The sequence below is a fragment of the Actinomadura napierensis genome, from assembly GCF_039529375.1.
GTDB classification, from domain to species: Bacteria; Actinomycetota; Actinomycetes; order Streptosporangiales; family Streptosporangiaceae; genus Spirillospora; species Spirillospora napierensis.
The window spans coordinates 1-14,959 of sequence record NZ_BAAAMR010000116.1 but is presented as its reverse complement, the minus strand read 5'-3'; the positions used below and the strand labels follow the sequence as shown (position 1 = coordinate 14,959).

Here is a 14,959-nt window from a genome sequence, read left to right as displayed (position 1 = left end):
TCTTGGCTGTTGTGGCATTCCTGCCCCCCTCCCAGCAACCGCCCCCGCCGGGCCCGCGCTTCCAGCCCGGCCCCCAGGCTCCCCCCGGTCCCCGGCCCGGCGCGCCCCCCGGCCGCCCGCCCGGACCGGCCCCCGGCATGCCCGCCGGCCCCTACGGCCCGATGGCGCCGCCGGGTGCCCCGGGTATGCCTGGCGCCCCAGGTGTGCCCGGTGCGCCCTCGGTCACCGTCTTGGGGCTGCGCGCCCGCCAGTGGCTCGTCGTCGCCATCGTCCTCGGCTGCGTCTATCTCGCCACCGGCACCATCGCGATCGGCGGCGCCTGGGCGGAGCTGCACCGCGACCCCACCAACGCCGAGGTGGAGCGGGCCGCGAACGCGGAGGTCGCCCGGCGCTGGCAGGCCTGGCCCGCCGAGCGGATCTTCCCCACCAAGATCGCCTACAGCACGCGGGACGGCCGCGGCGAGTACGCCACCCGGACCGGCATCGTCCCCGACACCGGCTGCGCCACCGGCGCCGACCGGGAGATCGCGGCGACGCTGGGCAAGCACGGCTGCAAGGCCGTCCTGCGCGCCACCTACACCGACCAGCTCCAGGGCATCGTCGTCACCGTCGGCGTCGTCGCGTTCGCCGATCCCTGGGCCGCCGACCGCGCCTTCAAGGAGCTGCCCGGCTCGCAGGGCCCGGACGGCAGCGGCTCGGTCGGTCCCGCGCTGCGCGCCGCGCCGTTCCCCGGCACCGCGTCCGCCCGGTTCACCGACGCCGCACGCCAGGACCGGACGTCCGACCGCGGCGGCCCCTACGTCGTGCTGACCACCTCCGGCGAGGCCGACGGCCGCCCGGCCGCCGCCGTCACGAAGGAGCGGCCCGGCAAGCCGTTCTCGATCGCGGCGCAGATCGGGCACTCGGTCGCCCGGAACCTCGCCGCCAAGGCCCTGCCGGACTGCCACGAGCGCGGGTGGAAATGCTGACCGGAACACGGCTGACGGGAACACGGACCGATCGCGTGCCCGCGTCCCGGAGGCGGCGTGCCGCCGCGTCGGGGCTGCTGGCCGCGGCGCTCGCCGGCGCGTGGATCCCGCTGGTCCCCTCGCCGGCCCGCGCCGACGACGTCCGGGCCCGGCAGCGGGGCGTCCTCAACGAGCTGGGCATGGACGCCGCCTGGAAGATCACCAAGGGCCGGAACGTCACCGTCGCCGTGGTCGACTCCGGCGTCGACCCGCAGCAGAAGGACATCGCCGGGTCGGTCACCGTCGGCCCCAACATGCTCGCCGCCATCGACGGCGGCAGCAAGCCCGCACACCTGCACGGCACCGGGATGGCCTCGCTGATCGCCGGGCACGGCCACGGGCCGGGCGGCGGCGACGGGGTCATCGGCCTAGCGCCGGAGGCGCACGTCCTCGCGATCCGCGTCATCGGCGAGAAGGAGGACCCGAGCTTCGCCCGCTACCGGGGCTCGCGCGAGGCCGAGGACGCCGTCGCGAAGGGCATCCGGTACGCCGCCGACCACGGCGCCGACGTCATCAACCTCTCCCTCGGCAAGGACGACGAGATCTCCGCCGAGCGCGACGCGATCGGCTACGCCATCGGCAAGGGCGTCGTCGTGGTGTCCGCGGTCGGCAACGACGGCGACGACGAGCGGCTCATCGACGGCAACGGGTTCGCGCCCTACTCCTATCCGGCGTCCTACCCGGGCGTCATCGCCGTCGCCGCGACGCAGCCGTCGCACGCCCGCGCGCCCTTCTCCAACCGGAACCTGTCGGTGATGGTGTCCGCGCCCGGCGCCGGCCTGCCCGTCGCCGGGCCCGGCGACGCCTACTTCCTGTCCGACGGCACCAGCGACGCCAGCGCCCTGGTGTCCGGCATCGCCGCGCTGATCCGCGCCAAGCACCCGAAGATGGCGCCCGCGCTGGTCTCCCAGGCCCTCGTCGAGGGGACCCGCTTCGGCCCGCAGGCCGGCTACGACCCCGACGTCGGCTTCGGCGAGGTGAACGCGCCGCGCGCGCTCGCCGCCGCCGACTCGCTCGCCCGCGCCCGTCCCGCGTCGGCGGCCGGCAAGCCCGGCGCCAAGCGGTTCGGCGACGCCGACCCCGGACCGGTCACGATCATCGACCGGCCGGCCTGGGTCACCCCGACGGTCGCCGGGATCATCCTGATCGGCGTCGTCGGCGTCGTCGGGTCGATCGTCATCGCCATCGCTTTCCACCGCCGCCATCCCCGGCTCCTCCCGGTCGGCTCCGTTCCCGCTCCCGCCGGCCCGCCGGGCGGCGGATTCGCGCCTCAGGGCCGGCCGTCATACGCGCCTTACGGTGGTGTCCCCGCTGGAGCGCCCAACCGTCCGGTGTACGGGCCGCCCGCGCCGCAGGGGCCAGGCGGCGCGTCCGGCCGTCCGGGGTTCGGGCCGCCCGGGTCCGCACCGCCCTCCGCACCGGCGGGCACCTCCGCCGACACGCCCCGGCAACCGGGCCAGGGAGCCTCCGCCTTCGCGCCGCCGGACCGGCAGGGCCAGGGTGCCTCCGCTTTCGCGCCGCCGGACCAGTCGGGCCAAGGAACCTCGGCGTTCGCGCCGCCGGCCCCGTCCGCCGGCGGGCGGCCGTCGTTCGCGGCGCCGGACGGGCCCGCGCCGCCGGGCGGGGCCGGGCACGCGCCGCCGGACCCGGCGTCGCGCCCCTCGTTCGGGGCTCCGGAGGAACCGTCCGGCGAATCCTGATCTGACCGGCCGGTCATCCGGCGCCGCGGGGGGCGCGTCCGTTACGCTCCGCTCGTGGCGCGCGCGGAGATCCCTGGCCCGGACACCGAACCGGACGCGGCCCCCGACGCGGCAAGGGACGAGCCCTCCGACGCCGCGCCCGGCGAGGTCCCGGACGCGCCGTCCGGCCCGCCCCGCCACCGGCGCCGGCCGCCCCGCGCGACGGCGCCCCTGCTGATCGCGACGGGCTGCGCGGCCGTGCTCGTCGTCGCGGGCGTCCGCCTGGTCGGCGAGGTGACGCGCGCGCCGACGCCCGCCGAGCGCTCCGCCGCGGTCGCCACCGAGATCGACCGGCGGTACCGGGCCTGGCCCGCCGGGCGGATCTTCCCCGCCGCGCTCCGCTACACCCTCGACGAGGGCTCCGCCGAGACGGCCCGGCGCGTGGGCATCGGCACCGACACCCGCTGCGACACCGCCGTCGACCCGCGGCTCGCGGCGTCGCTGACCGCGCGCGGCTGCCAGGCGGTGCTCCGCGCCACCTACCTCGACCAGGCGCAGGGCCTCGCCGTCACGATCGGGGTCGCGGCGTTCCCCGACACCGCGTCCGCGCACGGCGCCGTCGCGTGGTTCCCGCCGCGCGCGCCGGCGCCGGGACTGCGGGCGCTGCCGTTCACCGGGACGGTCGCGGCGCGCTGCGGCGACGCGGCCCGGCAGGCGTCCGCCGCGGCGCAGCGCGGCCCGTACGTCGTCGCCGCCACCGTCGGGTACGCCGACGGGCGGCCCACGCTGCGCGCCGCGCGGCGGCTCCCCGAGCTCGCCGAACTGGCGCCGCGTCTCGTCGACGGCGTGCTGCGCCCCCTGACCGCGCCCGCCGCGATCCGCTGCGGCACCCGGGAATGGTCGTGCTGAGAAGGCTGGGCGCGGCGCTGGCCGCGGCGGTCCTGGCCGTCCCGCCGCTCGTCCCCGGCACCGCCCGCGCCGACGAGGTGCGGGACGCGGTCATGCGGGTGCTGGAGTCGCTGGACGTCCCGCAGGCCTGGACGCTGTCGCGGGGCGCCGGCGCGACCGTGGCCGTCCTGGACTCCGGCGTGGACGCCGCGCAGGCCGACCTCGCCGGCTCGGTCACGACCGGCCCCGACTACACCGCGGGCGCGTCGCCGCCCGGCGTCCCGCCGAAACGGCTGCACGGCACGAACATGGCGTCCGTCATCGCCGGCCACGGGCACGGCCCCGGCGGCGCCCTCGGCATGGTCGGGGTCGCGCCGCAGGCCCGGCTGCTGGCGCTGCGGGTGATCCTCGAACGGGACGAACCGGGCTTCGCGACGTTCACCGGGAACCGCCGGTACGCCGGGACGATCGCGCAGGGCGTCCGGTACGCCGTCGACCACGGCGCCGACGTGATCAACCTGTCGCTCGGCCGCGCGTACCCGACCGAGCGGGAGCGGGCCGCCGTCGCCTACGCGGTCGCCCGTAACGTCGTGGTGGTCGCGGCGGCCGGCAACGGCGGCGCCGACCGGACCGCCAAGCGCGGCGGCCACACCGAGTACACCTATCCGGCGTCGTTCCCCGGCGTCATCTCCGTCGCCGCCGTCGACGCGCGGGGCCGGCACGCGAACTTCTCCAACCGCAACTCGGCCGTCGTCGTGTCGGCGCCGGGCGTCCAGATCATCGGCGCGGGCCCCGGCGACCGGTACTGGATCGGCGACGGCACCAGCCCCGCGACCGCGTTCGTGTCCGGCGTCGCGGCGCTGGTCAGGGCCCGCCACCCCGGCCTCGCCCCCGCGCTGGTCACGCAGGCGATCGTGGCGAGCACCCGGCACCGCCCGGCCGGCGGCTACGACCTCGGCGTCGGGTTCGGGCGGGTCGACGCGCTGGCCGCGCTCACCGCGTCCGACGCGCTCGCGGGCACCCGGATGGACGGCGCGGGCCTGGCCCCGGACCGCCGGTTCGCGGCCGGCGACGCCGGGCCCGTCCAGGTCGTGCACCGCTCGGGCGCCCTCGTCGTCGGCTGCGTCGCGATCGGGGCGCTGTCCCTGGCGGGCCTGGTCCTGGCCGGTTGGCGGTGGCGGGGCGGGGACTGGAGAATCGGCGCATGTGGTCGGAACCTGACGAGTACGCCGAGGCGGTCCTGGACACGGTGGACCGCATCCCGCCGGGGCGCGTCCTCGCCTACGGGGACATCGCCGAGATGGTGGGGCGGGGCGGGCCGCGGCAGGTCGGACGGGTGATGTCGCTGTTCGGCGGCGGGGTGCCGTGGTGGCGGGTGATCCGCGCGGACGGGCGCCCGCCGGCCTGCAACGAGGTCGAGGCGCACGAGCACTACCGGGCCGAGGGCACCCCGCTGCGCCCGGACGGCCGGCGGGTCGACATGACCCGCGCGCGCTGGAACGGCCACTCCTGACCGCGCACTCCCGACGCCGGCCCGCCGCGGCTCAACGTGTTCCGCGGGCGGGGTGCAGGCGGGGGGCGGCCAGCACGACGACCAGCAGGACGGCCGGGCTGAGCGCCGCCGCCAGCACGGGTGCGTGGGCCATCAGTGCGCCCGCGACCGCCGCGCCGGCGGCGAGGCTCAGGATCACGCAGGTCCGCAGCCCCGCGGCGGCGGTCTGCCCGGCGGTGAGGCCGCCCATGATCGAGGTCAGGGTCCCGGTGACGAACGTGGTGGTGATGCCGTCGGCGGCCATGCTGCGGGCTGCCGCCGTCTGCGCGCCCATCGCGGTGGACGACAGGGCGATCAGCGCGAGCAGCCCCGCGCCGCGCGGTTCCGCATCGGCGAGCGCCCAGCCGGCGAAGAACACCGTCTGCAGGGCGAGGACGACGCACAGGACCGCGGTCACGCGCGGCGGCCACACGTGCCCGGGGTCGGTGCGTCCGGCGACGCGGAACCCGGCCAGCAGGCCGAGCGCGAACGCCAGCGTGGCGATCCCGCAGCGGGCCAGGTCGACGCCGTGCGCCTCGCCGGCGGCGAGGCCGAACAGCACGATGTTGCCGGTCATGTTGGCGGTGAAGACCTTCTCCATGCCGAGGAAGCCGACGATGTCGGTCGTCCCGGCGCCGAAGGTCAGCAGCACCAGCAGCACCGCGCGCAGCCGGACGGGGGAGAGGGCGGGCCGGCCCCCGGCCGCCGCGTCCGGGGTGCGGGACGCGGCGGCCGGGGACAGGTCGGACGAGGTGGTCACCATGCTCCTTGCCGAGGGGGTGGACGCCGGACGGGCCGGTCAGAAGATGATCAGGCCGGCGACGGTCGCGACCACCAGGCCCGCCACCACCGGCAGGAACGAGCGCCGGACGAGGTCCATGACCGGCACCCGGGCGAACCCGGCGACGGCCAGCAGCGACGACCAGGCGATCAGCACGCCGCCGCCCGACCACACGCAGCCCATCTGGCCGATCGCGGCGAGCAGCGCCGGGTCGACGCCGGAGGTCGGGCCGAGCGTGCCGGCGAGGGAGCCGGTGAGCGGCAGCCCCGCGAAGCCCGACCCGTCCAGCCCGGTGATCATGCCGATGAGCAGGACGCCGAAGCCCACGACGTAGCGGCTGTCGGGGATGGCGCCCTCCATGTGGGTGACGGACTCGAACAGGAAGCCGGGCGCCTTCGCGCCGTCCCCGAGGCTCATGATCTTGCCGGCGAAGTCGGCGTTGCCGATGAAGAAGAACCCGGCGATCGGGATGACGACCCCCATCGCGCGGACGGCGAAGACCAGGCCGTCCACGATGTGGTCGGCGCAGGCCTGCAGCGCGTTGCCGGCGTCGCGGGCGACCGCGGCGGCGAGCAGCAGCGCGACGGTGACGCCGCCGACCAGCGCCGCGGCGTCGCCGCCGACGACCTCGGGGACGGCGTCGGTGAACTTGCCGAGCATCATGTAGCCGACGAGCCCGACGAGCGCGAGCGGGATGATCGCCGCGAACGCCTTGGACCGCTTCGGGCAGTCGTCGCCGGGAAGGTCGCCCCCGTTCAGCGACTTCAGCGCGGCGGCGGCCATCGCGTCGCCCGGCTCGCCCCCGGATCGTCCGAGTCCGCGGTTCCGTGTCCCGGAGGCGGGGCCGTCGCCGTTGCGCGGTGCGGGGACGGTCACCGAACCGGCACTCGCGCCCGAGCCGGAACCCGAGCCGGGGCCCGGGTCGAGGACGGCGACGGAGGCGTCACCCTCGGCGGTGGTGGTGGTGGCGGGCACGGGTGCGGGCTGCAGGATGCGGCGGCGCAGCGGCAGGCCCGGGATGAACGAGCGGCGTGCCACCGGGGCGGCGGCCTCCGTCTCGCCGGCCTCCCAGCGTTCGAGCAGCAGCGCGTCCGGCTCGCGGTACTGCGAGCGGGTCATCAGGTAGCCGAGGAACAGCGCCACGCCGCCGGTGATCAGCGACAGCACCATCGCCTTGTCGGCGACGGCGTCGGTGCTCACGTTGGCGGCCTTGGCCGACAGCCCCGGCGCGACCTGGATGACGTAGTCGCTGGACAGCGCCATGCCCTGGCCCGCGACGGCGATGGCCAGCGCGGCGGCGATGGGCGGCAGCCCGGCGGCGATCGCGGCGGGCAGCAGGATCGCGCCCATCAGCGGCACCGCCGGCGTCGGCCAGAAGAACAGGCTGATCGCGTAGGTGACGAACGCCAGCACCCAGAAGGCGGAGTGGCCCGACCGCATGACCAGCCGGAACGGCTCCACCATGCGGCGGTCGGCGCCGAGCGCGCGCAGCGCCCCGAGCAGCGCCGTGACGAGCGCGATGATGAGGAAGATGTTGAACAGCTCGGAGGCCGAGGTCAGGCTGGCATTGAAGATGGACTCCAGTCCTTTGACGAAGCTGCCGGTGAACGTCCAGGCGGTGAGGAACGTCGCCGCGATGGCGGGTATCACCACGTTCTTCCGGGCGATCATGACGGCGATGATGAGGACTATTCCGGACAGATAGACCCAGTGAGCGGCTCCCACGGGCGCGCCACCTCCCTGTCAGCGCCATCTGCGAGGCGATGGGCGCAACGGTTGCAGAGAATCTGGTCGATCCCTCCCCGGCGAGCAATGAGGAACGTGCACACGGCACGACCAGTCATTTTGTGCATGATGTCGGACTCGTTGGCAAGCAATCAGAGGTGTCCGGTTCGTCTGTGCACAGTGCCCAAGGAAGGCTGCCGATCTTCGGCATTCGGCCCGTATCGGGGCGGATCGGGGCGCGCCGAGACTGGGCGTCATGTCAGTACGGAACGCAACGCCGGCGGGCTTCGGGCACCCCGGCCGGGGCCCCGCCGCCGCCTCCGGCGGCATGGTCGCCTCCAGCCATCCGGCGGTCAGCCTGGCCGGCGCGCGGGTCCTCGCCGAGGGCGGGAACGCGGTGGACGCGGCGCTCGCCATGGCCGCGCTGTCCTGGCTCGCGCTGCCCGGCCAGTGCGGCGTCGGCGGCGACGCGTTCGCGCTGCTGCGCCGCCCGGACGGGTCGGTCGCCGCGTTCAACGGCAGCGGCTTCGGCCCGGACGGCGGCGAGCCCGCCTTCTACCGCGACCGCGGCCTGACCGCCGTCCCCCTGGAGGGGGCGCTCGCCGTCGCGGCCCCCGGCGCGGTCGGCGCGCTCGCCGCCCTGCACGCCGACTCCGCGTCCCGCGGCCTGCCCGAGCTGTGGGCGCCCGCGATCGCCGCCGCCGAGGACGGCCTGCCGTGCACCCTCAAGACCCGCGCCGACATCGTCGAGCGGCGCGACGCCCTCGCCCGCGACGCCGGCACCGCCGGGACGTTCCTGCCGGGCGGCCGCGTCCCGTCCGCCGGTGAGCCGCTCCACCAGCGGGAACTCGCCGGGACCCTGCGCCGCCTCGCCGCCGACCCGAACGACCTGTACGCGGGCGGGCTCGCCGAGCGATGCGTGGACGCGCTCGTCGCCGCCGGCGCCCCGTTCTCCGGCTACGAGTGGATGGCGAGCGGGCGCTCCGCCGCCGAGACGCCGCTGACCTGCGAATACCAGGGCGCGACCGTCCACCTCACGACGCCGCCGACGCCCGGCTGGATGGTCGCCCAGCAGGCGGGCCTGTGCGACGGCGTCCTGGCCGGGCTGCCGTGGATGTCGGCCGAGGCCGTCCACCGGATGGCGTCCGCCGCCCGGCTCGCCTTCGCCGACCGGTTCGCCGGGTGCGGCGCCGACAGCGACCACTGGCGCGGCCTGCTCGCCGCGGACGCGATCGCCGCCGCCCGCGCCCGCCTCGACGGCGGCGAACTCCCGGTCACCGCGCCCTCGCCGGTCCCCGCCGGCGGCGACACCACGTCCATGGTCGCGGTCGACGCGGAGGGACGCGCCGTCAGCCTCATCCACTCGCTCGCCTTCACCTTCGGCGCCCGGATGACCGTCCCCGGCACCGGGATCGTGCTGAACAACCGGCTCGGGCGCGGCGCCTACCTCATCGACGGCCACCCCAACGAGGTCCGGCCGCGGCGGCGTCCGCTGCACACCTTGAACGCCTGGCTCGTCACCGACTCCGCCGGACGCCTGCTGCACGTCGGCAACACCCCCGGCGGCGACGGCCAGGTCCAGTGGAACACCCAACTGCTCTCGCACCTGCTCGACCACGGCCACGACCCCGCGACGGCGGTCGCCGCGCCGCGCTTCACCGTCCATCCCGGCAGCGACGCCGACGTCATCGGACGGCCGCCGGAACTGCGCGTCGAGTCCCGGCTCGGCGCCGACCGCATCGAGGCGCTCCGCGCGTCCGGCCATGACGTCGTCGTCCAGGACGCCTGGGACGCCGGTGGCAGCGCCCAGATCATCTCCGTCGCCGGCGACGCCCTCCTCGGCGCCTCCGACCCCCGCCAGGACGGGGTGGCCCTCGGTGTCTGAAGCGAACTCGGTGTCTGACGCGCTTTCGCCGCCGCGCCCGCAGGGCGCCTACGTCACCGCCGTCGCCGAGCCGCTGCGCGCGGGCGATGTCCTGGTCGCGAGTGCCGGGATGACGCCGCGCGAGGACGGGCGGCTGGTCGTGACCGGCCTCGTCGGACAGGACATCGACGTCACCGCAGCCCGCGCCGCCGCCGCGCTCGCCGCCCGCAACGCCGTCGCCGCCGTGACGGCCGGGGAGTCCGGCCGGGTCCGGCGGTGGGTGCGGATGACCGTCTACGTGGCCTGCGCCGACGGGTTCACCGAGCTGTCCGCCGTCGCGGACGGCGCCTCGGAGGTCCTGGACGGCCTCGGGCTCGGACGCCCCGCGCGCAGCGCGATCGGCGTGCGGGCGCTACCCGGCGGCGCCCCGGTGGAAGTCGAGCTGACCGCGATCGCCGCAACGAACGTGGAGGACGAGTGACCGTGCACGAGGGCCTGAACTTCATCGGCGGGGAATGGGTTCCCGCCTCCTCGGGAGTGACGTTCCGGCGCCACAATCCCGCCGATCTCGGTGACGTCGTCGGTGAATTCCCCGAATCGTCGGCCGCGGACGTGGAAAAGGCCGTAGGGAGCGCCGTCGAAGGCGCCGCGAAATGGGGGGCGACGGCGGCGGAGAAGCGCGCCGACGTCCTGGAGGCCGCCGCGCGGTGGCTGGAGGACCGGGCGGGCGACCTGGTCGGCGAACTCGTGCGCGAGGAGGGCAAGACCCGCGCCGAGGCCGCCATGGAGATCTCCCGGACGCCCCGCAACCTGCGCTTCTACGCCGCCGAAGCCCACCGGATCGCGGGGGAGAGCTATCCGTCCGCCGACGGCGGCCTCGTCTACACGAGGCGCGAGCCGGTCGGGGTGGTCGGCGCGATCACACCCTGGAACTTCCCGCTGAACATCCCGTCCCGCAAGCTCGGGCCGGCGCTGGCGGCGGGCAACGCGGTGGTGTTCAAGCCGTCGCCGGTGACGCCGCTGCTGGCGCAGCGGCTCGTCGAGGCGCTGCTCGCGGGCGGGCTTCCCGCGAACGCGATCGCGCTGGTGCACGGCGGCGCGGAGGCCGGAGCGGCCGTCGCGGCGGACGAGCGGGTCGGCGCGGTGACGTTCACCGGCTCCACCCGAGCGGGACGCGCCGTCCACGCCGCCGTCGGGCCGTCGCGGCGCGCTCAGCTGGAGATGGGCGGCAAGAACCCCGTCGTCGTCATGGACGACGCCGACCTGGACCGGGCCGCGCAGATCATCGTCAAGGGCGCGTTCGGGCTGTCCGGCCAGGCGTGCACCGGCACCAGCCGGGTCATCGCGCACGACGCCGTCCACGACGAGCTGCTCGACCGGGTGGTACGCGCCGCCGAGGCGCAGCTCGTCGGGAACGGCCTGGACGACGGCGTCCAGATGGGCCCGCTCGCCGCCGACTTCCAGCTGGAGAAGTTCCTCGACTACGTCCGGATCGGTGAGGAGGAGGGCGCCAAGCTCGTCACCGGCGGGCGGCGCCTGCCCGGCGACGGCTACTTCGTCGCACCCGCCGTCTTCGCCGGCCTCACCCCGGACATGCGGATCACCCGCGAGGAGATCTTCGGGCCGGTGCTGGGCTTCCAGCGGGCGTCCGGCCTGGACGAGGCGATCGAGCTGGCGAACGGCACCGACTACGGGCTGTCCGCCGGGATCGTCACCCGCGACCTGGACCGGGCGCTGGAGTTCGCCCGCCGCTCCGAGACCGGCCTGGTGAAGGTGAACCAGCCGACGTCCGGAATGGCGATGACCGTGCCGTTCGGCGGCCTCAAGGACTCCAGCACGCAGACCTACAAGGAGCAGGCCGGCCCTTCGATGATGCTCTTCTACCTGCGTGAGAAGAGCATCTATGTGACCCCCTGAATAAGGAATCGCCGCACCACCGGAAGGAGCAAGGAAATGGCAGAGCTGCTGTCCAGGGAAGAGTTCCGCGCCGCGCTGGAGAACGCCATCAAGGGGCGTGAGGCGAAGAACGCCTCGTTCAGCCAGGCGTGGGCCAACGGTGAGCTGAAGCGGGAGCACTTCGCCCGCTGGGCGGAGAACCACTACCACTACGTCGGGCCGTTCGCCGACTACCTCGGCTATGTCTACGGCAACACGCCCGACGAGTTCACCGGCGCCAAGGACTTCACGCTCCAGAACATGTACGAGGAGGAGCTCGCCGACATCCGGCACACCGACCTGCTGATCCGGTTCGCCGAGGCGTGCGGCACCACCCGGGAGCGGGTCGAGGACCCCGACAACATGAACGCCATCACCCGCGGCCTCCAGGCCTGGTGCTACGCGGTCGCGATGCGCGAGCACTTCGTGGTCGCCACCGCCGCCCTCGTGGTCGGCTTGGAGTCGCAGGTGCCGGGCATCTACAAGAAGCAGATCGTGCCGCTGCGCGAGGTGTACGGGTTCACCGAGGACGAGATCGAGTTCTTCGACCTGCACATCACCTCCGATGTGGTGCACGGCGAGCGCGGCTACCAGATCGTCCTGGACCACGCCGACACGCCCGCCCTCCAGCAGCGCTGCCTGAAGCTGTGCCGGTGGGGCGCGGAGATGCGCTTCTCCTACACGCAGGGCCTCTACGACACCTACGTCAAGCCCGACCTCGTCACCGCCTGATCCGAACCCGACCCGGCGGCGGGGGCCGGCGCCCCCGCCGCCGCACCACACGCGAGGAGGTCCCCGTGGACGAGCAGCGGGGGGACGAGCAGCCGGAGGAGTGGGTGGAGGCCGCGTCGCTGGCGCAGCTGCGCAAGCGCAGGCGGCTCGGCGTGACCGTGGCCGGGCGGGCGATCGCGCTGTTCCTGGTGGGCGACGACGTCTACGCGCTGGACGACGTGTGCGTCCACAAGCAGCGGTCCCTGTCCAAGGGGACCGTGCTGAACGGGCGGGTGATCTGCCCCGGCCACCAGTGGCTGATCGACCCGGCGACCGGACGCGTCGAGGACCGGGACGAGTGCCAGCCGAGCCACGCCGTGCGGATCGCCGGCGACGCCGTCTACGTGGACCCGCGTCCGCGCGTCCTGTCAGAGGAGCACTAGATGACGACACGCACTTCTTCGGGGGGTACAGGGGGGTCGTCCCCCCTGACGGAACTCGAGTCGGTCGTGGTGGCCGGGGCGGGGCAGACCGCCGCCGTCGCCGCCCGCACGCTGCGCCGCCGCGGCTTCGAGGGCCGCGTGACCCTGGTCGGCGCCGAACCGCACGTCCCGTACCAGCGCCCGCCGCTGTCGAAGGAGTACCTGGCGGGCGAGGACGACCGCGACGAGCTGTACCTGCTCACCCCCGACTGGTGCGAGGGCAACGGCGTCGAGCTGCGGCTCGGCGCGGCGGCGACCGCGATCCGTCCCGCCGAGCGGGCACTGGAGCTGGCGGACGGCTCGTCCCTGCGGGCCGATGCGCTGCTGATCGCGACCGGCGGACGGCCGCGCCGGCTGCCGGGGATCGACGGCGACCGCGTCCGCTACCTGCGCACCATCGACGACGCCGACCGGCTGCGCGCCGAGCTGCGGCCCGGCGCGCGGGTCGTGGTGATCGGCGCCGGGTTCATCGGCTGCGAGGTCGCCTCCACCGCGATCGGCCTCGGCGCGCAGGTCACGCTGGTCGAGCAGGCGGCACGGCCGCTCGGGCACGTCCTCGGCGACCTGATGGGCGACGTCATGGCCGCGCTGCTGCGCACCAGCGGCGTCGACCTGCGCACCGGCGAGAAGGTCGAGGGCTACGCCGAGACCGCGTCGGGCGCGGTCGTCACCACCAGCGGCGGCGCGTACCTGGAGGCGGACGTGGTCGTCGTCGGCGCCGGCATGGTGCCGAACGTCGAGGCCGTCACCGGCGCGGGCATCGAGACCGCGGGCGGGATCCCCGTCGACGAGTACTGCCGGACGTCCGTCGACGGCGTCTACGCGGCCGGCGACGTCGCCCTGCAATGGCGGCCCGAGCTGGGACGCCGCGTCCGCGCCGAGCACTTCGACAACGCCAACGCGCAGGGCATGGCCGCCGCGAAGAACATCCTCGGCGGGACGTCCGCGCACACCGCGCCGCCGTGGTTCTGGTCCGACCAGTTCGGCCGCAACCTCCAGCACGCCGGGCACTGCGACGGCGCCGACCGGGTCGTCGTCCGCGGCCGCGTCGAGGACTTCGACTTCGTCGCCTTCCACCTCTCCGGTGGCGTGCTGCGCGGCGCGTTCGCCGTCGACCGCGGCGGCGACCTCGCCGTGGCGCGGCAGCTGATCGGCGCGGGCGCCGTGCCCGATCCCGACGTCCTGCGCGACGAGGACGCCGACCTCACCGAACTGTTCGACACCCTCTAGCCGACCCGACGCACCCTGAGGAGCGACCGATGGAATACCAGCCCGTGGCCCGCTCGGGCCAGGTGCCCGAGGGCGTCGTCCGCCGCTTCTTCGTGGGCGAGGCCGAGGTGGCCGTCGCCCGCTGGGACGGCGAGGTGCACGCCATGTCCAACTACTGCACCCACCTGGACTGCCTGCTGTCGTCCGGCCGCGCCACCGAGGACGGCCTGCTGTGCTCCTGCCACGGCAGCGTCTTCGACTTCGGCACCGGCGAGCCGATCACCCCGCCCGCCACCAAGGCGATCCGCGTGTACCCGGTGAAGGAGGAGGACGGGCAGATCCTCGTGCACGTCCCGCCGGAGGACGCCGCGGACGGCGGCCCGCGCCGCCGCAAGCTCGCCCGCGGATGACGACGGTCGACCGGGGGCGCAGCGCCCACGGCCACCACGAGGCGGGGGGCGGGTCGTGGGCGGCGCTCGTCCCGCTGCTGCTCGGCACGTTCACCGGGACCGTCGCCAACACCATCGTCAACGTCCCGCTGACCCTGATCCTGCGGGACCTGGACGCCCCGATCTCCGCCGGGACCCTGGTCGTCGTCGCGTTCACGCTGACGTTCGCCGTGCTGCTGCCGGTGTCGGGCTGGCTCGGCGACCGGATCGGCCCGCGCCGGGTGTTCGTCGCGTCCATGCTCGCGCTGGCGATCGCGTCGGCGGGCGCCGGGATGGCCGGAACGCTGCCGCTTCTGGTCGCGATGCGGGCCGTGCAGGGCGTCGCGACGGCCGCGATGCTGCCCGCCGTCATGGCGCTGATCGCCGCGCGGTTCGACGGCGACCGGCGCGGCCGGGCCCTCGGCCTGTGGGCCGCCGCGCACGGCGTCGGGCAGGCCGCCGGGCCGACGCTCGGCGGCGGCCTCGCCACCTGGTTCGGCTGGCACGCGGTGTTCTGGCCGGTCGTGCCGGTGTGCCTGGCCGCCGCCGCCCTCGCGCTCCGGTTCTTCCCGGCGGGGCGGGCGCGGGCCGTCCCGGTCGACTGGCGCGGCGCCGCGCTCCTCACCCTCGCCTCCGCGCTCGGCGCCGATACGGCGCCCGCCGCCGCCAGCCTTGGCGCCGCCTCGCCCGTCGTGTGGTGCGGTGCCCTTGCCGGGCTG

General features: G+C 75.5%; 15 protein-coding genes. 13 read left to right on the top strand and 2 right to left on the bottom strand.

Annotated features, from left to right (window positions below; genetic code table 11):
- The first annotated feature begins 203 nt into the window (after positions 1–203).
- From ABD296_RS40680 to ABD296_RS40660, 5 genes are read left to right on the top strand one after another with little or no spacing between them, the layout of a single operon-like run.
- Positions 204–968 (top strand): hypothetical protein, encoded by a 765-nt coding sequence (locus ABD296_RS40680; RefSeq protein ID WP_344280667.1) that lies wholly within the window; start codon positions 204–206, stop codon positions 966–968.
- A gap of 35 nt (positions 969–1,003) precedes the next feature.
- Entirely contained in the window at positions 1,004–2,707 is a 1,704-nt protein-coding gene (locus ABD296_RS40675) for a S8 family peptidase (RefSeq protein ID WP_344280664.1), read from the top strand.
- Positions 2,708–2,761: 54 nt separating this feature from the next.
- Positions 2,762–3,595, top strand: a complete 834-nt coding sequence (locus ABD296_RS40670) for a hypothetical protein (protein WP_344280661.1) — start codon at positions 2,762–2,764, stop codon at positions 3,593–3,595.
- Positions 3,589–4,914 (top strand): S8 family serine peptidase, encoded by a 1,326-nt coding sequence (locus ABD296_RS40665; protein WP_344280658.1) that lies wholly within the window; start codon positions 3,589–3,591, stop codon positions 4,912–4,914. Before ABD296_RS40670 ends, ABD296_RS40665 begins: the two co-directional genes overlap by 7 nt.
- Positions 4,824–5,087 carry an MGMT family protein gene (locus ABD296_RS40660; RefSeq protein WP_344280655.1) on the top strand — a complete coding sequence of 88 codons (264 nt, stop codon included), beginning with the start codon at positions 4,824–4,826 and terminating at the stop codon, positions 5,085–5,087. Before ABD296_RS40665 ends, ABD296_RS40660 begins: the two co-directional genes overlap by 91 nt.
- A gap of 31 nt (positions 5,088–5,118) precedes the next feature.
- On the opposite strand, the gene ABD296_RS40655 is transcribed toward ABD296_RS40660, so the two are convergent.
- Together ABD296_RS40655 and ABD296_RS40650 are read right to left on the bottom strand one after the other, a co-directional pair.
- Complete coding sequence (locus ABD296_RS40655) at positions 5,119–5,868, bottom strand: YoaK family protein (protein WP_344280652.1); 750 nt, start codon at positions 5,866–5,868, stop codon at positions 5,119–5,121.
- Positions 5,869–5,904: 36 nt separating this feature from the next.
- Positions 5,905–7,557: a hypothetical protein gene (locus ABD296_RS40650; protein WP_344280649.1), complete on the bottom strand. Its 1,653-nt coding sequence runs from the start codon at positions 7,555–7,557 to the stop codon at positions 5,905–5,907.
- Positions 7,558–7,867: 310 nt separating this feature from the next.
- Between ABD296_RS40650 and ABD296_RS40645 the strand changes: the two genes are divergently transcribed.
- The 8 genes from ABD296_RS40645 to ABD296_RS40610 form a co-directional block, all read left to right on the top strand.
- Positions 7,868–9,496: a gamma-glutamyltransferase family protein gene (locus ABD296_RS40645; RefSeq protein WP_344280646.1), complete on the top strand. Its 1,629-nt coding sequence runs from the start codon at positions 7,868–7,870 to the stop codon at positions 9,494–9,496.
- A gap of 10 nt (positions 9,497–9,506) precedes the next feature.
- On the top strand, positions 9,507–9,956 hold the full coding sequence (locus tag ABD296_RS40640) for a RidA family protein (RefSeq protein ID WP_344280643.1): 450 nt from the start codon (positions 9,507–9,509) through the stop codon (positions 9,954–9,956).
- Complete coding sequence (locus tag ABD296_RS40635) at positions 9,953–11,392, top strand: aldehyde dehydrogenase family protein (RefSeq protein ID WP_344280641.1); 1,440 nt, start codon at positions 9,953–9,955, stop codon at positions 11,390–11,392. Before ABD296_RS40640 ends, ABD296_RS40635 begins: the two co-directional genes overlap by 4 nt.
- A gap of 36 nt (positions 11,393–11,428) precedes the next feature.
- A complete protein-coding gene (locus ABD296_RS40630) occupies positions 11,429–12,142 on the top strand; it encodes a TenA family transcriptional regulator (protein ID WP_344280638.1) in 714 nt (237 codons plus the stop codon).
- Positions 12,143–12,207: 65 nt separating this feature from the next.
- Entirely contained in the window at positions 12,208–12,564 is a 357-nt protein-coding gene (locus ABD296_RS40625; protein ID WP_344280635.1) for a Rieske (2Fe-2S) protein, read from the top strand.
- Positions 12,565–13,833: an NAD(P)/FAD-dependent oxidoreductase gene (locus ABD296_RS40620; RefSeq protein ID WP_344280632.1), complete on the top strand. Its 1,269-nt coding sequence runs from the start codon at positions 12,565–12,567 to the stop codon at positions 13,831–13,833. It begins immediately after the preceding gene.
- 29 nt (positions 13,834–13,862) lie between these two features.
- Entirely contained in the window at positions 13,863–14,222 is a 360-nt protein-coding gene (locus ABD296_RS40615) for a Rieske (2Fe-2S) protein (protein ID WP_344280629.1), read from the top strand.
- Positions 14,219–14,959 (top strand): MFS transporter (locus ABD296_RS40610; protein ID WP_344280625.1); only part of this gene is annotated, 741 nt, incomplete at its 3' end. The genes ABD296_RS40615 and ABD296_RS40610, both read left to right, overlap by 4 nt.

Coding starts and splice junctions, on each gene's coding strand:
- ABD296_RS40620 (WP_344280632.1), top strand. CDS start 12,565: ATGACGACACGCACTTCTTCGGGGGGTACAGGGGGGTCGTCCCCCCTG.
- ABD296_RS40615 (WP_344280629.1), top strand. CDS start 13,863: ATGGAATACCAGCCCGTGGCCCGCTCGGGCCAGGTGCCCGAGGGCGTC.
- ABD296_RS40645 (WP_344280646.1), top strand. CDS start 7,868: ATGTCAGTACGGAACGCAACGCCGGCGGGCTTCGGGCACCCCGGCCGG.
- ABD296_RS40650 (WP_344280649.1), bottom strand. CDS start 7,557: ATGATCGCCCGGAAGAACGTGGTGATACCCGCCATCGCGGCGACGTTC.
- ABD296_RS40630 (WP_344280638.1), top strand. CDS start 11,429: ATGGCAGAGCTGCTGTCCAGGGAAGAGTTCCGCGCCGCGCTGGAGAAC.
- ABD296_RS40655 (WP_344280652.1), bottom strand. CDS start 5,868: ATGGTGACCACCTCGTCCGACCTGTCCCCGGCCGCCGCGTCCCGCACC.